The 13,755-nt window shown below is 64.7% G+C and carries 13 protein-coding genes; 8 read left to right on the plus strand and 5 right to left on the minus strand.

Features of this window, described 5'->3' with window-relative positions:
- The first annotated feature begins 148 nt into the window (after positions 1-148).
- Together QX126_RS04375 and QX126_RS04380 are read left to right on the plus strand one after the other, a co-directional pair.
- Entirely contained in the window at positions 149-460 is a 312-nt protein-coding gene (locus tag QX126_RS04375) for a hypothetical protein (protein ID WP_315758505.1), read from the plus strand.
- Between the two features lie 304 nt (positions 461-764).
- Entirely contained in the window at positions 765-1,499 is a 735-nt protein-coding gene (locus QX126_RS04380) for a cytochrome c biogenesis CcdA family protein (protein ID WP_315758506.1), read from the plus strand.
- Between the two features lie 6 nt (positions 1,500-1,505).
- Here the strand turns inward: QX126_RS04380 and QX126_RS04385 are convergent, their stop codons facing one another.
- Both QX126_RS04385 and QX126_RS04390 read right to left on the minus strand, forming a co-directional pair.
- Positions 1,506-3,023, minus strand: a complete 1,518-nt coding sequence (locus QX126_RS04385) for a sensor histidine kinase (protein WP_315779522.1) — start codon at positions 3,021-3,023, stop codon at positions 1,506-1,508.
- A 238-nt stretch (positions 3,024-3,261) separates the two neighbouring features.
- Entirely contained in the window at positions 3,262-4,536 is a 1,275-nt protein-coding gene (locus QX126_RS04390; RefSeq protein ID WP_315779523.1) for a serine hydrolase domain-containing protein, read from the minus strand.
- Positions 4,537-4,685: 149 nt separating this feature from the next.
- Between QX126_RS04390 and QX126_RS04395 the strand changes: the two genes are divergently transcribed.
- Positions 4,686-5,600 (plus strand): intradiol ring-cleavage dioxygenase, encoded by a 915-nt coding sequence (locus tag QX126_RS04395; RefSeq protein ID WP_315779524.1) that lies wholly within the window; start codon positions 4,686-4,688, stop codon positions 5,598-5,600.
- Between the two features lie 23 nt (positions 5,601-5,623).
- Here the strand turns inward: QX126_RS04395 and QX126_RS04400 are convergent, their stop codons facing one another.
- The 3 genes from QX126_RS04400 to QX126_RS04410 form a co-directional block, all read right to left on the minus strand.
- Positions 5,624-7,354 (minus strand): bifunctional protein-serine/threonine kinase/phosphatase, encoded by a 1,731-nt coding sequence (locus QX126_RS04400; protein ID WP_315779525.1) that lies wholly within the window; start codon positions 7,352-7,354, stop codon positions 5,624-5,626.
- 67 nt (positions 7,355-7,421) lie between these two features.
- Positions 7,422-8,255 carry a formate/nitrite transporter family protein gene (locus QX126_RS04405; RefSeq protein WP_315779526.1) on the minus strand — a complete coding sequence of 278 codons (834 nt, stop codon included), beginning with the start codon at positions 8,253-8,255 and terminating at the stop codon, positions 7,422-7,424.
- Between the two features lie 208 nt (positions 8,256-8,463).
- Positions 8,464-8,781 (minus strand): hypothetical protein, encoded by a 318-nt coding sequence (locus QX126_RS04410; RefSeq protein WP_315779527.1) that lies wholly within the window; start codon positions 8,779-8,781, stop codon positions 8,464-8,466.
- A gap of 146 nt (positions 8,782-8,927) precedes the next feature.
- Here QX126_RS04410 and QX126_RS04415 point away from each other — a divergent pair, with 146 nt between their 5' ends.
- The 5 genes from QX126_RS04415 to QX126_RS04435 all read left to right on the plus strand — a co-directional run bounded on the left by QX126_RS04415 (position 8,928) and on the right by QX126_RS04435 (position 13,750).
- Positions 8,928-10,244, plus strand: a complete 1,317-nt coding sequence (locus QX126_RS04415; RefSeq protein ID WP_315737169.1) for a CmpA/NrtA family ABC transporter substrate-binding protein — start codon at positions 8,928-8,930, stop codon at positions 10,242-10,244.
- A 63-nt stretch (positions 10,245-10,307) separates the two neighbouring features.
- Positions 10,308-11,216: a nitrate ABC transporter permease gene (gene ntrB / locus QX126_RS04420; protein WP_315737170.1), complete on the plus strand. Its 909-nt coding sequence runs from the start codon at positions 10,308-10,310 to the stop codon at positions 11,214-11,216.
- 12 nt (positions 11,217-11,228) lie between these two features.
- Positions 11,229-12,020, plus strand: coding sequence for an ABC transporter ATP-binding protein (locus QX126_RS04425; RefSeq protein WP_315737171.1), 792 nt, complete (start codon positions 11,229-11,231; stop codon positions 12,018-12,020).
- 84 nt (positions 12,021-12,104) lie between these two features.
- The gene (locus QX126_RS04430) at positions 12,105-12,530 is read left to right on the plus strand and encodes a globin family protein (RefSeq protein WP_315779528.1); all 426 of its coding nucleotides are present in this window, start codon (positions 12,105-12,107) and stop codon (positions 12,528-12,530) included.
- A 5-nt stretch (positions 12,531-12,535) separates the two neighbouring features.
- Positions 12,536-13,750 (plus strand): NAD(P)/FAD-dependent oxidoreductase, encoded by a 1,215-nt coding sequence (locus tag QX126_RS04435; RefSeq protein ID WP_315779529.1) that lies wholly within the window; start codon positions 12,536-12,538, stop codon positions 13,748-13,750.
- Positions 13,751-13,755 lie beyond the last annotated feature (5 nt).

Below are 13,755 nucleotides of genomic sequence, written 5' to 3' on the forward strand. Positions count from 1 at the left end.
CTTGATGAACGGATTGTGGCGCTGACTCATCGAATGCCGGGGAGCGGTGGCGTGTCTTCACCCTGCGTCATGCCAGGACTGAGCCGCATGGGCAAAGCGCAGGGGAGCAAGGACATGACGCATTTGGAAGCCATCCGCGAGTCGGGAGTTGCTCGGCTCGATCTCGTCGCACGCTAGAACGGAAACGACGCCTGTGGCCAATTCAGACGAACAAATGCTTGCAGTGCTTGCATCCCTGGAGCAGTGCCGCGCCATGCTCGCGGCAACGGGCAATCGCGAATCGGCACATTTGGTCTCGGTTGCCATCCTCGACCTGCGTATGAAGCTGAACCGTCTGAGCGAAGACGATCTGAAATCGCTTTGCGATGAGATGGTTCAAGCTGACAATCCCGACAAGCTGCGCGATGCGAAGCTGCAGCCGGGTCAGCGCCGGCCACCACTGCTTCGAGTGGTGAAATAGCACAGTTCGATGTGTGCACAAGGGTGCATTTAGCGCATTTGTGATATGTCGTGATCCCACAGTGAGCGCGCACCGGCTCGCAGACGAGCCGGTTGGAACGAGGCGGACACTCCCATCGGGGCGGGGGACTTCGCCAATGAGGCTCCCGATCCGGGGATGTCGGGCTCTGTCCTCGCGAAAGCCCGCAGGCGGTGATCATCGGTGACCGCCGTAACTTCGGCACGTCTGTTGCGTATTCCCGGCATCGGCGGCAAGAAGCGTCGTGCCCCGGCTTGCGCCTGGAGGGGCGTATCGCGGGACTCGCATGATCCAGAACGTATCGATTCCGGCCGCGTTCATTGCTGGCCTGGTCAGTTTTCTTTCGCCCTGCGTGCTACCGCTGGTTCCGCCTTATCTGGTCTATCTCACCGGCGCCACGATCGAGCACATCGAGAGCGAGGAGCCTCCGGCCGCGTCGCGCCGCGCCGTGATGATCTCGGCTGCACTGTTCGTGCTGGGCTTCTCGACCGTGTTCGTGATGTTGGGGGCGAGCGCTTCGCTGATCGGCGGCCTGATCCGGGCCTGGTCGGAGCAGTTGTCCATTCTCGCCGGCATCGTCATCATCGTGATGGGCCTGCACTTCCTCGGCCTGACCCGGATCGCGTTCCTGATGCGCGAAGGTCGGCTGCCGATCCCCAAGCCGGTCGGCCTGTGGGGCGCCTACGTCATGGGGCTCGCCTTCGCCTTCGGCTGGACGCCGTGCATCGGGCCGATCCTGGCGGCGATCCTCTCGATCGCAGCCGCGGAGACGACAGTCGCCAAGGGGGCCGGGCTTCTTGCCGTCTATTCCGCCGGCCTCGGCATTCCGTTCCTGGTCGCGGCGTTCATGATCGAACAGTTCTCGGCGCTGTTCATCCGCATGCGTGGCCATCTCGTGAACATCGAGCGCGCGATGGGCGTGCTGATGATCGCCACCGGCATCGGCTTTCTCACCGGCGCGGTCTCGACCTTCAGCATCTGGCTGCTCGAGACGTTCCCGGCGCTGCAGAGGTTCGGCTGACGCGGCTCAATCGTCGAGCTTGCAGGTGATGGTGTAGACCACGCCCGGCGGCAGGAAGTCGACCGTCGCCTCGCCGCCGAGCTGATCGCGCGCGCTGCGCACGATCAGGCGGGAGCCGAAGCCGCGCTGGATCGGCGCCGAGACCACCGGCCCGCCGGTTTCCTGCCACACCAGCCGCAGCCGTGCCGGCAGCTTCTTCGCCGCGTCGGCCGCGCTCGCCAGCTCCCAGGACAGATCGACCGTGCCGGTGTCGTTGGAGAGCGCACCATATTTGGCGGCGTTGGTTGCGATCTCGTGCACGATCATCGACAGCACCACGGCGAGCCGCGGCGACAGCGCCACCTTCGGGCCGGAGATCCTGATGCGCTCGGGCGTGTTGAGGCGGTAGGGCTTGAGCACGCGCTCGATCACGTCCTCCAGCTCAGAACCCTGCCATTTCTCCTTGCTGAGCAGATTATGCGCCTCGGCGAGCGCGCCGAGCCGGCCCTCGAACTTCTCACGCTCATGGCGGCTGGCGCTGCGGAAGGTCTGCACCGCGATCGCCTGCAGGATCGCCAGCGTGTTCTTGACCCGGTGATTGAGCTCCTCGATCAGCAGGTCGTGCAGCATCTCGGCGCGCGCGATCGTCGTCGCCATCCGCACCGCAAAGGCCAGACCGATCGCCAGCATGATGCCGCCGAGCAGGCTGGTGACGGCGAGGTTGCGCCACAGCGGCGCCACAAGCGAATCCTCGGCGATGCCGGCGCCGATGGTCCATCCGGTGAGGGTGGAATGGGTGAAGCTCGACAGCAGCGGCACGCCCTCGAGCGATACGCTCGACAGCGTCGCCTCCTGCTCGCTGCGCATGCGATCAAACACCGATGGCGAGGCCTGCTTGCCTATCGTGTCCGCCGGATTTGGCACGCGTGCGAATACGGTCGCCTTGCGGTCGAGCAGCGACAAGGTCCAGTCCGGGTTCGGCCGCTGCTTTTCCAGGATGGTCTGGAACATCTCGATCGGCGGGCTGAACGAGATGTCATAGACGACCTCGCCGTCGCGAAAGACGGGCACCTCGACGGTGACGATCAGGCTCTTCTTCACGACGCCGTAGAAAAGGTCGGAATATTGCGGCTGCCGGGTCTCGAACACGCGGCGGGTGATCTCGCGGTTGTTGCGCGTCGGCAGGTGAGCCGTATCCGTCGTCGCCGACGAGAACAGCTGGCGTCCGTTGCGGTCGGCGACCACGATCGTGCCGTTCTTGCCGTACTGCTCGAGGAAGCCCATCGCGATCGGCCGGAAGCGTTCGAAATCGCCGGTGGTCAGGGCATCGGTCAGCGCCAGCACCTGGACGCCGCCAGTCATGCGCTGCATTTCCGCATCGAGCGTCAGCCGAATGCTGCGCACCGTCTCCAGCACGCGCTGACGGGCGTCGCTGCGGTCCTGCATGTAGTTGTGCAAGACGATTCCGCCTGCGAACAGGATGAGCGGCAGCGTGGTCCCTGCGACCAGAAGAGCAAGCCGGATCGGCAGGGAGAGTTTTGGCACGGATGCCCCGTTTGAGCTGGCGCTGCTGATCGCCGTTGGGACTGACGCAGGCGGAGGTGCGTCGGGCGGAGGCGAACTTGTGCAGCGAGCGCATTTCAGGCTGGAGCGGCTGCCTCCGCAAGGGCTCGGCGGTTGCAACCGTTCACATGACTGTCAGCATAGGAGAGCACGGCGTGCACGCCAAGCGCAACGCGCGGCGATCGCCGGTTCCCTGAGCGGCTTTACCGCCACAGCGCTCTTAGACGTTGCTCTCTGTGATTGCCGCGTACACCATCGTGCGCAACTCGCGGCGGATCGGATAGGCGCTCGACGGCAGCACCTGGGTCATGAAGATCGTGATCAGCTCCTCGGCCGGATCGATCCAGAACGCGGTGGAGGCCGCACCGCCCCAGGCATATTCTCCGGCGCTGCCTGGAATGAGCGTCTTGGCCGGATCCATCGTCACCGAGAAGCCGAGACCGAAGCCGATGCCGTTATAGGCTGCTTCCGCGAACATCGAGCGCGACAGCGCCGGCAGGTCGACGCCGCCCGGCAGATGGTTCGAGGTCATCAGCTTCAGCGTCTTCGGGCCCAGCAGCCTGACCCCGCCGAGCTCGCCGCCATTGACCAGCGCGCGGCAGAACGTCAGATAGTCCGCCGTGGTCGAGCACAGACCGCCGCCGCCTGAGATGAAGTCGGGCGGGCTCAAGAAAGAGCTGGTGGCGGGATCGTCCTGCAAGGTCAGGCCGCCCTTGCGATCGGCCGCGTGGAACGACAAGGCGCCGCCGGCATCGGCCGAGTAGCACGCCGCCAGCCGGTGCGCCTTCGCGGCGGGGACGTGGAAGTCGGTGTCGCTCATGCCGAGCGGATCGAAGATGCGGTCTTTCAGCACTTGCTCGAACGGCTTGTCGGCGATCTTGCCGACGAGATAGCCGACCACGTCGGTGGAGACCGAGTAGTTCCAGGCTTCCCCCGGCGAGAACTCCAGCGGAATGCGCGACAGGTCGTCGATCATCGACTGCAGCGTTCCCGCCTTTTCGACCGCGCCGATCTTGGCGTCGCGATACGCGGCATCGACGTTCGAGCGCTGCTGGAAGCCGTAGGTGAGGCCGGAGGTGTGGCGCAAGAGGTCGACGATCAGCATCGGCCGCGCCGGCGGCCGGCTGACAAAGGCCGGCGCGGTGCCGGCGACGAACACGCCCAGATTCTTCCACTCCGGAATGTATTTCGCGACCGGCTCGTCGAGCGCGACCTTGCCTTCCTCGACCAGCATCATGAAGGCGACCGAGGTGATCGGCTTGGTCATCGAATAGATGCGGTAGATCGTGTCGTCCCTGACCGGGACCTTGCGCTCGACGTCGGCATAGCCGAGCGAGCTCGCATGCACGATCTTGCCGCGGCGATAGACCATCAACTGCGTCCCGGGAAAGCGGCCGGCCTCGATATAGCGCTGCCGCAGATGGGCATCGATGCGATCGAGCGCGGCTTTCGACATGCCGACGGTTTCGGGCGAGGCGGGTGTCGGGGCGAGCATCGGGCGTCTCCGCTATGATCGGTTTCTGGCGGCCTGCGCGAGGATCGGCCGCACATGCCGTTTGTTCCGGGTGATAGCCGAAAAACGCGCCGCGTCCAATGGCAGGCCAGGGATGCGTCGTGTACCCTTTGCGCCGGGAGGAATTGGCAATGACACAATTCAACGAGGCCGAGCTCACGGAGGCCGTCGTCGCGAGCTTCGAAGGGACACCCGATCCGCGCGCGAAATTCCTGCTGCAGGAATTGGTGAAATCGCTGCACGATTACGTGCGCCGGACGGAGCTCACTTTCGACGAGTGGGCCGCCGCCATCGACTTTCTCACCCGCACCGGACAGACCTGCACCGCGAGCCGGCAGGAGTTCATCCTGCTGTCCGACGTGCTCGGCGTGTCGATGCTGGTCGACGCCATCAATCATCGCGACCGGGCAGGGGCGACGGAGACGACCGTGCTCGGCCCGTTCTATGTCGGCGAGCACAAGGTGACGCCCCACGGCACCGACATCTCGGCGGATCTCAAGGGCGAGAAGATGTTCGTCCAGGGACGGGTCACCGATCTGTCGGGTGCCCCGCTGGCAGGCGCCGCGGTCGATGTCTGGCATGCCGACGACGAGGGCTTCTACGATTCGCAGCGGCCGTCCTACGCGAGCGATGGTCCGTCGTCGCGGGCGCGCTTCATCACCGATGCGGATGGTCGCTTTTTCTTCCGCACCATCCTGCCCTGCAGCTATCCGATCCCGACCGACGGTCCGGTGGGACAGATGATCCTGAGCACCAAACGCCATCCGATGCGGCCGGCTCATGTGCATTTCCTGGTGGACGCCAAGGGCTACGAGCCGCTGATCACCCACGTCTTCGTCGGCGGTGACGAATATCTCGACAGCGATGTCGTGTTTGGCGTCAAGAACGACCTCGTCGCCCAAGTGGAGCGGCGCAGCGACGCGGTGATGCCGGACGGCAAGCTGGCCGTCGGGCCATGGCACTTCATGACCTACGATTTCCGCATGAAGCCGGGAGCCGGCGCGGCGCCGAGGCCGCTCGGCGCGATCGCGCCTGAACCCGCCTGAGCTGTGGCGGCCGGCAGGCCCGCCTACCAGCCGCCGTGGCGAGCCGCGAGCAGGATGACGACTGCGATCGCGAGCAGCGCAGTCGTTGCTTTCCAGAACAGCAGCGGATTGCGCTCGATCAGGGGCGTCCGGCTGTCGCCGACATAGGCCGGATTGGGGTGCCGAAGGTCGAAGACGAATTCGGAGAGGCTCTCGTAACGTTTGGCGGCGATGGGATGGACGGCGCGTCGAAGTGCGCCGTCGATCCAGAGCGGGACGGCTTGGTCATCGCCGGAGGCCGGCAGATAGCGGACCTTGCGAAACTGTGCCCGGGTTCTTGCGCGCGCCATCTGCGCGCCGTAGGGCAATCGCCCCGTCAGCATCTGGTAAGCGATGACTCCGAGTGAGAACTGATCGGACCATTCGGAGCCGCCCTCGCCGAGAAAATATTCCGGCGCCGTATACTGTTGGGTGCCGAGGATGCTGTCGTGGTCGGCAGCCGGGTCGGCCTCGACCACGCCGCTGACGCGCACCGATCCGAAATCGATGATCTTCACCGTTCGGGTCCGGTCGATCATGATGTTCTGCGGCCGCAGATCCTGGTGCAGCATTTCCTTTCGATGCAGCGCCTGCAGCCCCTTGGCGATCTGCTCGATGATGTCTCTGATGGCATCGAGATCGGCTTTGGGATGGTCGATCATCCATTGCGCCAAGGTCTGGCCTTCGACGAATTCGGTGACGACGTAGAGATGATCGCGGCGCCGCGTCGATGGGAAGGCCTTCAGCACATGCGGGTTATCGATCCGCCGCGCGATCCAGTCTTCCGTCAGGAACCGTTTGAGATAGGCGCTGTCGCCGCGCAGGTCGATTGAAGGCACCTTGAGGGCGACGGCGAGCTCCGTCTCGACGTCGATGGCCAGATAGATGTGGCTGCGGCTGCTGGCATGGATCTCGCGCACGATCCGGTAGCCCTCGAAGATCGTCCGCGCGTCCAGCAGCGGCGCCGGCGGCAGCTGCTCGGCCTGGACCGGGATCTCGGCGGCATCGCCGGCGCCGAGTTCGTCGATCCGCACGATCTGGATCGTGAGATTGTCCGCACTGCCCTGCGCCAGTGCCTCAGCGACGATGATGCGGGCCGCCTGATCGAGGTCGTGGGAATTCTCCTTCAACACGTTGGCGACAAAACGCTTGCCCACGTGCTCGTGAACGCCGTCCGTCGCGAGCACGAAGATGTCGCCGCGCTCGATCCGAATGGCCTGATAGTCGATTTCGACCTCGGGATTGACCCCGAGCGCACGCCCCAGATAGCTCTGCTGCGACGAGATGATGACGCGATGATCGTCGGTGAGCTGCTCGAGCGAATGGCCTGCGGGGCGATAGATGCGACAATCGCCGATATGGAAGAGATGCGCCGTGGCCGCCTTGATCACGATCGCGCTGAGCGTGCAGACATAACCTTTGTCGCGATCATAGGCGTATTGGCTGGCTCTGGTCTGGGCGTAGAGCCAGGAGTTGGCCGCGGCGATCACGCGTCGCACCGAGGTCTTCACCGACCAGGCATCCGGCGTGCAGTAATAGTCGGTCAGGAAGCTCTTGACCGCCGACTCGCTCGCAATGTGGCTGACCTCGCTGCTGCTGATCCCGTCCGCGATCGCGATCGCGATGCCCTTCAGGCTGAGCGCCGGCTCATCGGGAATCAGAGCGCCGTGGAAGTCCTGGTTGCCCGGCTTCTGCCCTTTGTCGGAATGCGCTCCGATTGTGATCCGCAATGGCATCTGGGCTGTCGGGCGAAATGAAGGGAGCCCGACCTTACCGGGGCCGGGCTCTCCAAGGGAAACGGAATCAGGCCGCGGCGCGAGCCGCGATCTTGGCATCACGCTTCGGCTGCGTCCTGATGTGGGTGGCATAGAGCGTCAGGCCGGTGAACGAGAGGCCGCCGACGAGATTGCCGAGCACGGTCGGGATCTCGTTCCAGATCAGGTAGTCCATGATCGAGAACTTCGCATGGAGCATCAGCCCCGACGGGAACAGGAACATGTTTACCACCGAATGCTCGAACACCATGTAGAAGAAGACCAGGATCGGCATCCACATCGCCAGCACCTTGCCCGGGACCGTCGTCGAGATCATCGCGCCGACCACGCCGGTGGAGACCATCCAGTTGCACAGCATGCCGCGGATGAACAGCGTGGCCATGCCGGCGGCGCCATGCGCCGCGTAGCCGAGCGTCCGGCCTTCACCGATATTGCCGATCACAGCGCCGACCTTGTCCGGCTCCTGCGTGAAGCCGAACGTGGTCACGAATGCCATCATGAAGGCAACCGTCAGTGCTCCGGCGAAATTGCCGATGAAGACAAGTCCCCAGTTGCGCAGCACGCCTGCGATCGTCACGCCCGGACGTTTGTCGATCAATGCCAGCGGCGACAGCACGAACACGCCGGTCAGCAGATCGAAGCCCAGCAAATAGAGCATGCAGAAGCCGACCGGAAACAACAGGGCGCCGATGAGCGGCTGGCCGGTGTTCACGTTGATGGTGACGGCAAACCAGGCCGCGAGCGCCAGGATCGCGCCCGCCATGTAGGCGCGGATGACGGTGTCGCGGGTCGACATGAAGATCTTGGACTCGCCTGCGTCCACCATCTTGGTGACGAATTCTGAAGGCGCGAGATACGACATTCAAACGTCCTTTGCTTGCTCTCGGGAGTCGATTGCGCGCTGCCTTGCGAGAGGTTCTGGCTCTCGAGGGACATCGCCACGGGCAGGCGGATCGGATGTCGAATGCGGGAAGGGCGTCACGACGACCGCGCCGAGGAGACCTCGGTCGCGTGCGCGCATCCGTCCCGGAGATCAGCGCCATCGGCGTCGACAGTCCGGCGAACCGCAGTCATCGTTGACTTGCAGAACCAGAAGCAATGCGTGTGCCAAATTTGACGCCACCGAGAAAGTCAGTGATTTCAAGCGACTGCGCGGGAGTTTCTCTGCTGCGGCTGCCTGAAAGGGCTCTTTTGGTGCCCTGATGCTCATGGAACAATCTCTCCATGCTTATTTTGTGTGCGCCGCACACAAAGTGTGCGAATCGCAAATTTTGGATGCGGCCCGCTGCCTCTGATGGATTGTTGTGCAATGCTAAAGGGTTGAATTTGCCTGACAAATCCAAATCGGCGTGTTGGCACGAAGCTTGAAAGAGCGTGTCCGACGCCATCGATGCCGTCCGCGCAACCCTCATCCGAATCGTGACGCTGCCCCTTCCGAGGCCTCCTCGGAACGCGCCTTTGTGCGTGGTGCAGCGACCCGCAACGGACGGCCATTCACCATCGAGCGCTCTTCAGACAAAGGACGACAGCACTCATGACGAAGACTGCCAATCCTGCTCGCCGCAACGGCCTCAGCCGTCGTCAGCTTCTCAAGGCCGGCGCAGGGACGGCTGCGCTGCTTGCAGCCGCGAAGCTGAACTTGCCGGGCGGAGCTTTCGCCCAAGGGGCGGGGCCGGAAGTCACCAGCGCCAAGCTCGGCTTCATCGCGCTCAGCGATGCCGGCCCGCTGTTCGTCGCCAAGGACAAGGGCCTGTTTGCGAAATACGGCATGCCTGATGTCGATGTGCAGAAGCAGGCCTCATGGGGCACGACGCGCGACAATCTCGTGCTCGGCTCCGAGGGCAACGGCATCGACGGCGCGCACATCCTGACCCCGATGCCCTACCTCATCTCCTCGGGCAAGGTGACGCAGAACAATCAGCCGACGCCGATGTACATCCTGGCGCGCCTCAATCTCGATGCGCAGTGCATCTCGGTCGGCAAGGAGTACGCCGACCTGAAGCTCGGTCTCGATACCGCGCCGTTCAAGGCCGCGCTGGAGAAGAAGAAGGCCTCCGGCAAGTCCGTGAAGGCCGCGATGACCTTCCCGGGCGGCACCCACGATCTCTGGATCCGCTATTGGCTCGCGGCCGGCGGCATCGATCCCGACAAGGACATCGAGACCATCGTGGTGCCGCCGCCGCAGATGGTGGCCAACATGAAGGTCGGCACCATGGACTGCTTCTGCGTCGGCGAGCCGTGGAATGCGCAGCTCGTCAACCAGGGCATCGGCTACACCGCCGTCACGACCGGCGAGATCTGGAACAAGCATCCCGAAAAATCCTTCGCGATGCGCGCCGCCTTTGTCGACAAATATCCGAAGGCCGCGAAGGCGTTGACGATGGCGGTGATGGAAGCCCAGCAGTGGGCCGACAAGATGGAGAACAAGCAGGAGCTCGCGACCATCATGGCCAAGCGGCAGTGGATCAACTGCCCGGTCGAGGACGTCGCCGGGCGCTCGGCCGGCAAGTTCGACTACGGCACCGGCAAGGTCGTCGAGAACTCGCCGCACATCATGAAGTACTGGAGCGACTTCGCATCCTATCCATTCCAGAGCCACGATCTCTGGTTCATCACCGAGGACATCCGGTGGGGCAAGTATGAGGCCGGCTTCGACGCCAAGTCGCTGATCGCCAAGGTCAACCGCGAGGACATCTGGCGCGAGGCCGCCAAGGAGATGAACGTCGCCGCCGCCGAGATTCCGACCTCCAAGTCGCGCGGCAAGGAGACCTTCTTCGATGGCAAGGTGTTCGATCCGGAAGATCCCACCGCCTACCTGAAGTCGCTGTCGATCAAGCGCGTCGACGCCTGATCAGGACTCTCGCCGCGCGCGGAAAGCGCGCGGCCCCTCTCATTGCACGGAGAAAGGTTTCCGATGTCCATGCCAGCGTTGAGCAACGATAGTGCTCCCCAGGTCGTGCCGACCGCGGCGGCGTCCACCTCGGCGTCCATCGTAACGATGACGCCCAAACAGCCGCCGAAGGCCGAGCGCTATGTAAAGATGGCACGTGAGGCCGCGGTGCGCGTGGTGCCGCCGCTGATCGTGCTGGCGCTGTTCCTGCTGATTTGGGAGCTGGTCTGCCGCCGGGCCGGCTCGGCGCTGCCGCCGCCCTCCCGGGTCTTCAGCGACACCCGGGAGCTGATCTTCGATCCGTTCTTCGATCATGGCGGCATCGACAAGGGCTTGTTCTGGCATCTCGAAGCCAGCCTCCGGCGCGTCGCCTTCGGCTACGCGATTGCCGTCGTCGTCGGCGTCGGTGTCGGCACGCTGATCGGCCAGTCGGTGTGGGCCATGCGCGGCCTCGATCCGATCTTCCAGGTGCTGCGCACGATCCCGCCGCTCGCCTGGCTGCCGCTGTCGCTGGCGGCCTTCCGCGACGGCCAGCCGTCGGCGATCTTCGTCATCTTCATCACTTCGGTGTGGCCGATCATCATCAACACCGCGGTCGGCATCCGCAACATTCCGCAGGACTACCGCAACGTCGCCGCGGTGGTGCAGCTCAATCCGCTGGAGTTCTTCGCCAAGATCATGATCCCGGCGGCCGCGCCCTACATCTTCACCGGCCTGCGCATCGGCATCGGCCTGTCGTGGCTCGCGATCGTCGCGGCCGAGATGCTGATCGGCGGCGTCGGCATCGGCTTCTTCATCTGGGACGCGTGGAACTCCTCGCATATCAGCGAGATCATTCTCGCGCTGTTCTATGTCGGCATCATCGGCTTCGTGCTCGACCGCATGATCGCGGTGGTCGGCAAGATCGTCACCCGCGGCACTGCGACGAATTGAGAGGTAGAGATCATGGCCTATCTGAAGCTCGACCACGTCGACAAGACCTTCACCCGCGGCACCGCTACCACCGAAGTGCTGAAGGACATCAACCTCTCGATCGAGAAGGGCGAGTACGTCTCGATCATCGGCCATTCCGGCTGCGGCAAGTCGACGATGCTCAACATCGTGGCGGGGCTCACCACGGCCACGACCGGCGGCGTGCTGCTGGAGGAGCGCGAGGTCAATTCGCCGGGACCTGACCGCGCGGTGGTGTTCCAGAACCACAGCCTGCTGCCCTGGCTCACGGTCTATGAGAACGTGCGGCTCGGCGTCGACAAGGTGTTCGCCAAGACCAAGACCCGGGCCGAGCGCGATGCCTGGACCATGCACAATCTGAACCTCGTGCAGATGGCCCATGCCAAGGACAAGCGTCCGAACGAGATCTCCGGCGGCATGAAGCAGCGCGTCGGCATTGCCCGTGCGCTCGCCATGGAGCCGAAGGTGCTGCTGCTCGACGAGCCGTTCGGCGCGCTCGATGCGCTGACCCGGGCGCATCTGCAGGATTCCGTGATGGCCCTGCATCAGAAGCTCGGCAACACCATCCTGATGATCACGCACGATGTCGACGAGGCCGTGTTGCTGTCCGACCGTATCGTGATGATGACCAACGGTCCGAGCGCACGGATCGGCGAGGTGCTCGAGGTCGCGCTGCCGCGTCCGCGCAAGCGGCTCGAGCTCGCGACCAACGCCACCTACGTGAAGTGCCGCCAGCGCGTGCTGGAATTCCTCTATGAGCGCCATCGCTACGTCGAGGCGGCGTGACGATTCGAACGCGGAGGACGGATCGAACCGCCCTCCGCCTCGGGCGACTAACGGGTTCTCGTCTCCATCATCGAAGGATTTCCCATGACGCCGTCTCAGATCGAATTGGTTCAGGACAGCTTTGCCAAGGTCGCGCCGATCTCCGATCAGGCCGCGGGCATCTTCTACGATCGCTTGTTCGAGGTCGCGCCGCAGGTGCGGCCGATGTTTCCAGACGATCTCACCGAGCAGCGCAAGAAGCTGATGGCGACGCTGGCGGTCGTCGTGAATGGATTGGCGAACTTGCCTGCGATCCTGCCGGCAGCAAGCGCGCTGGCCAAGCGCCACGTCGATTATGGTGCCAAGCCCGAGCACTATCCGGTGGTCGGCTCGGCGCTGCTGTGGACCCTGGAGAAGGGACTGGGCGAGGCCTGGACGCCCGAGGTCGCCGAGGCCTGGACCGCGGCCTATGGCACGCTGTCCGGCTTCATGATCGCGGCAGCCTACGGCAAGGCGCAGGCGGCGGAGTAGACGTCTTGAGTGAACCGCTCGTCATCGTCGGCAATGGCATGGCCGCTGCAAAGCTGGCCGAGGAGCTGTCGCAGACCGCGCTCGGCCGCTACGCGATCGCCGTCATCGGCGAGGAGCCGCGTCTGGCCTACAACCGCGTGCTGCTGTCGTCGGTGCTGGCCGGCGAGGCTGCGTCCCACGAGATCGAGCTCAAGCCAGCCACCTGGTGGCGCGAGCGCGGCGTGACGCTGAAATACGGTGCGCGCGTGACCGCCATCGATGTCGGCCGCCGCGAGCTCCAGATCGAGAACGACGAGAACGTGGCGTTCTCGCGCCTGGTTCTGGCCACCGGCTCGCTGCCGCTGCGGCTTCCCGTGCCAGGCGCCGATCTGCCGGGCGTGCACACGTTCCGCGACAGCCGGGACACCGACGTGCTGTTAGCGCTGGCGGCGAGGAAGGGGCGCGTGGTGGTCGTCGGCGGCGGCCTGCTCGGGTTGGAAGCGGCCTATGGTCTGGCGCGTGCCGGCGCCAGGGTGACGCTGTTGCATCTGATGGACCGGCTGATGGAGCGGCAGCTCGATGCGCCGGCGGCCGCGTTGCTGAAGGCGCTGGTGGCGCGCAAGGGGATCGAGGTTCTGCTCAATGCCAGCACCGCGGCCATCCATGGGGACGGGCGGGTCGAAGGAGTCGAACTGGCCGATGGACGGCGCCTCGCCACCGACGCCGTGATCTTCGCGGCCGGAATCCGGCCGAACGTTGCGCTGGCGAAAGAGGCGGGGCTCGCCGTCAACCGCGGCATCGTCGTCGATGACGCCATGCAGACCTCGGCCCCCGGCATCTTCGCGCTCGGCGAATGCGCCGAGCATCGTGGCACCTGTTATGGCCTGGTCGAGCCGGCCTACGAGCAGGCGCGGGTGCTGGCGCGGCATCTGGCCGGCCGCCAGGCGGCCTATGGCGGCAGCGTCGTCTCGACCAATCTGAAAGTATCGGGCGTATCGGTGTTCTCGGCGGGCGACTTCATCGGCGCCGAGGGCAGCGAGGCGATCGTGCTCAACGATGCGAGGCGCGGCATCTATAAGAAGCTCGTCATCACGGAGGGGCGCCTCACCGGCGCCGTGCTGATCGGTGAGACTCAGGACGCGTTGTGGTATCGCGAGCTGATCCGGAGCCGCGAGCCGGTTGCAGCGATCCGGACGGCGATGATGTTCGGCCGCGCGGGCGCGCGGCCGCAGGCAGCGTGAGAAGG

Origin of the sequence: Bradyrhizobium sp. SZCCHNPS1003, from assembly GCF_032381555.1 — a bacterium.
Lineage (GTDB): Bacteria > Pseudomonadota > Alphaproteobacteria > Rhizobiales > Xanthobacteraceae > Bradyrhizobium.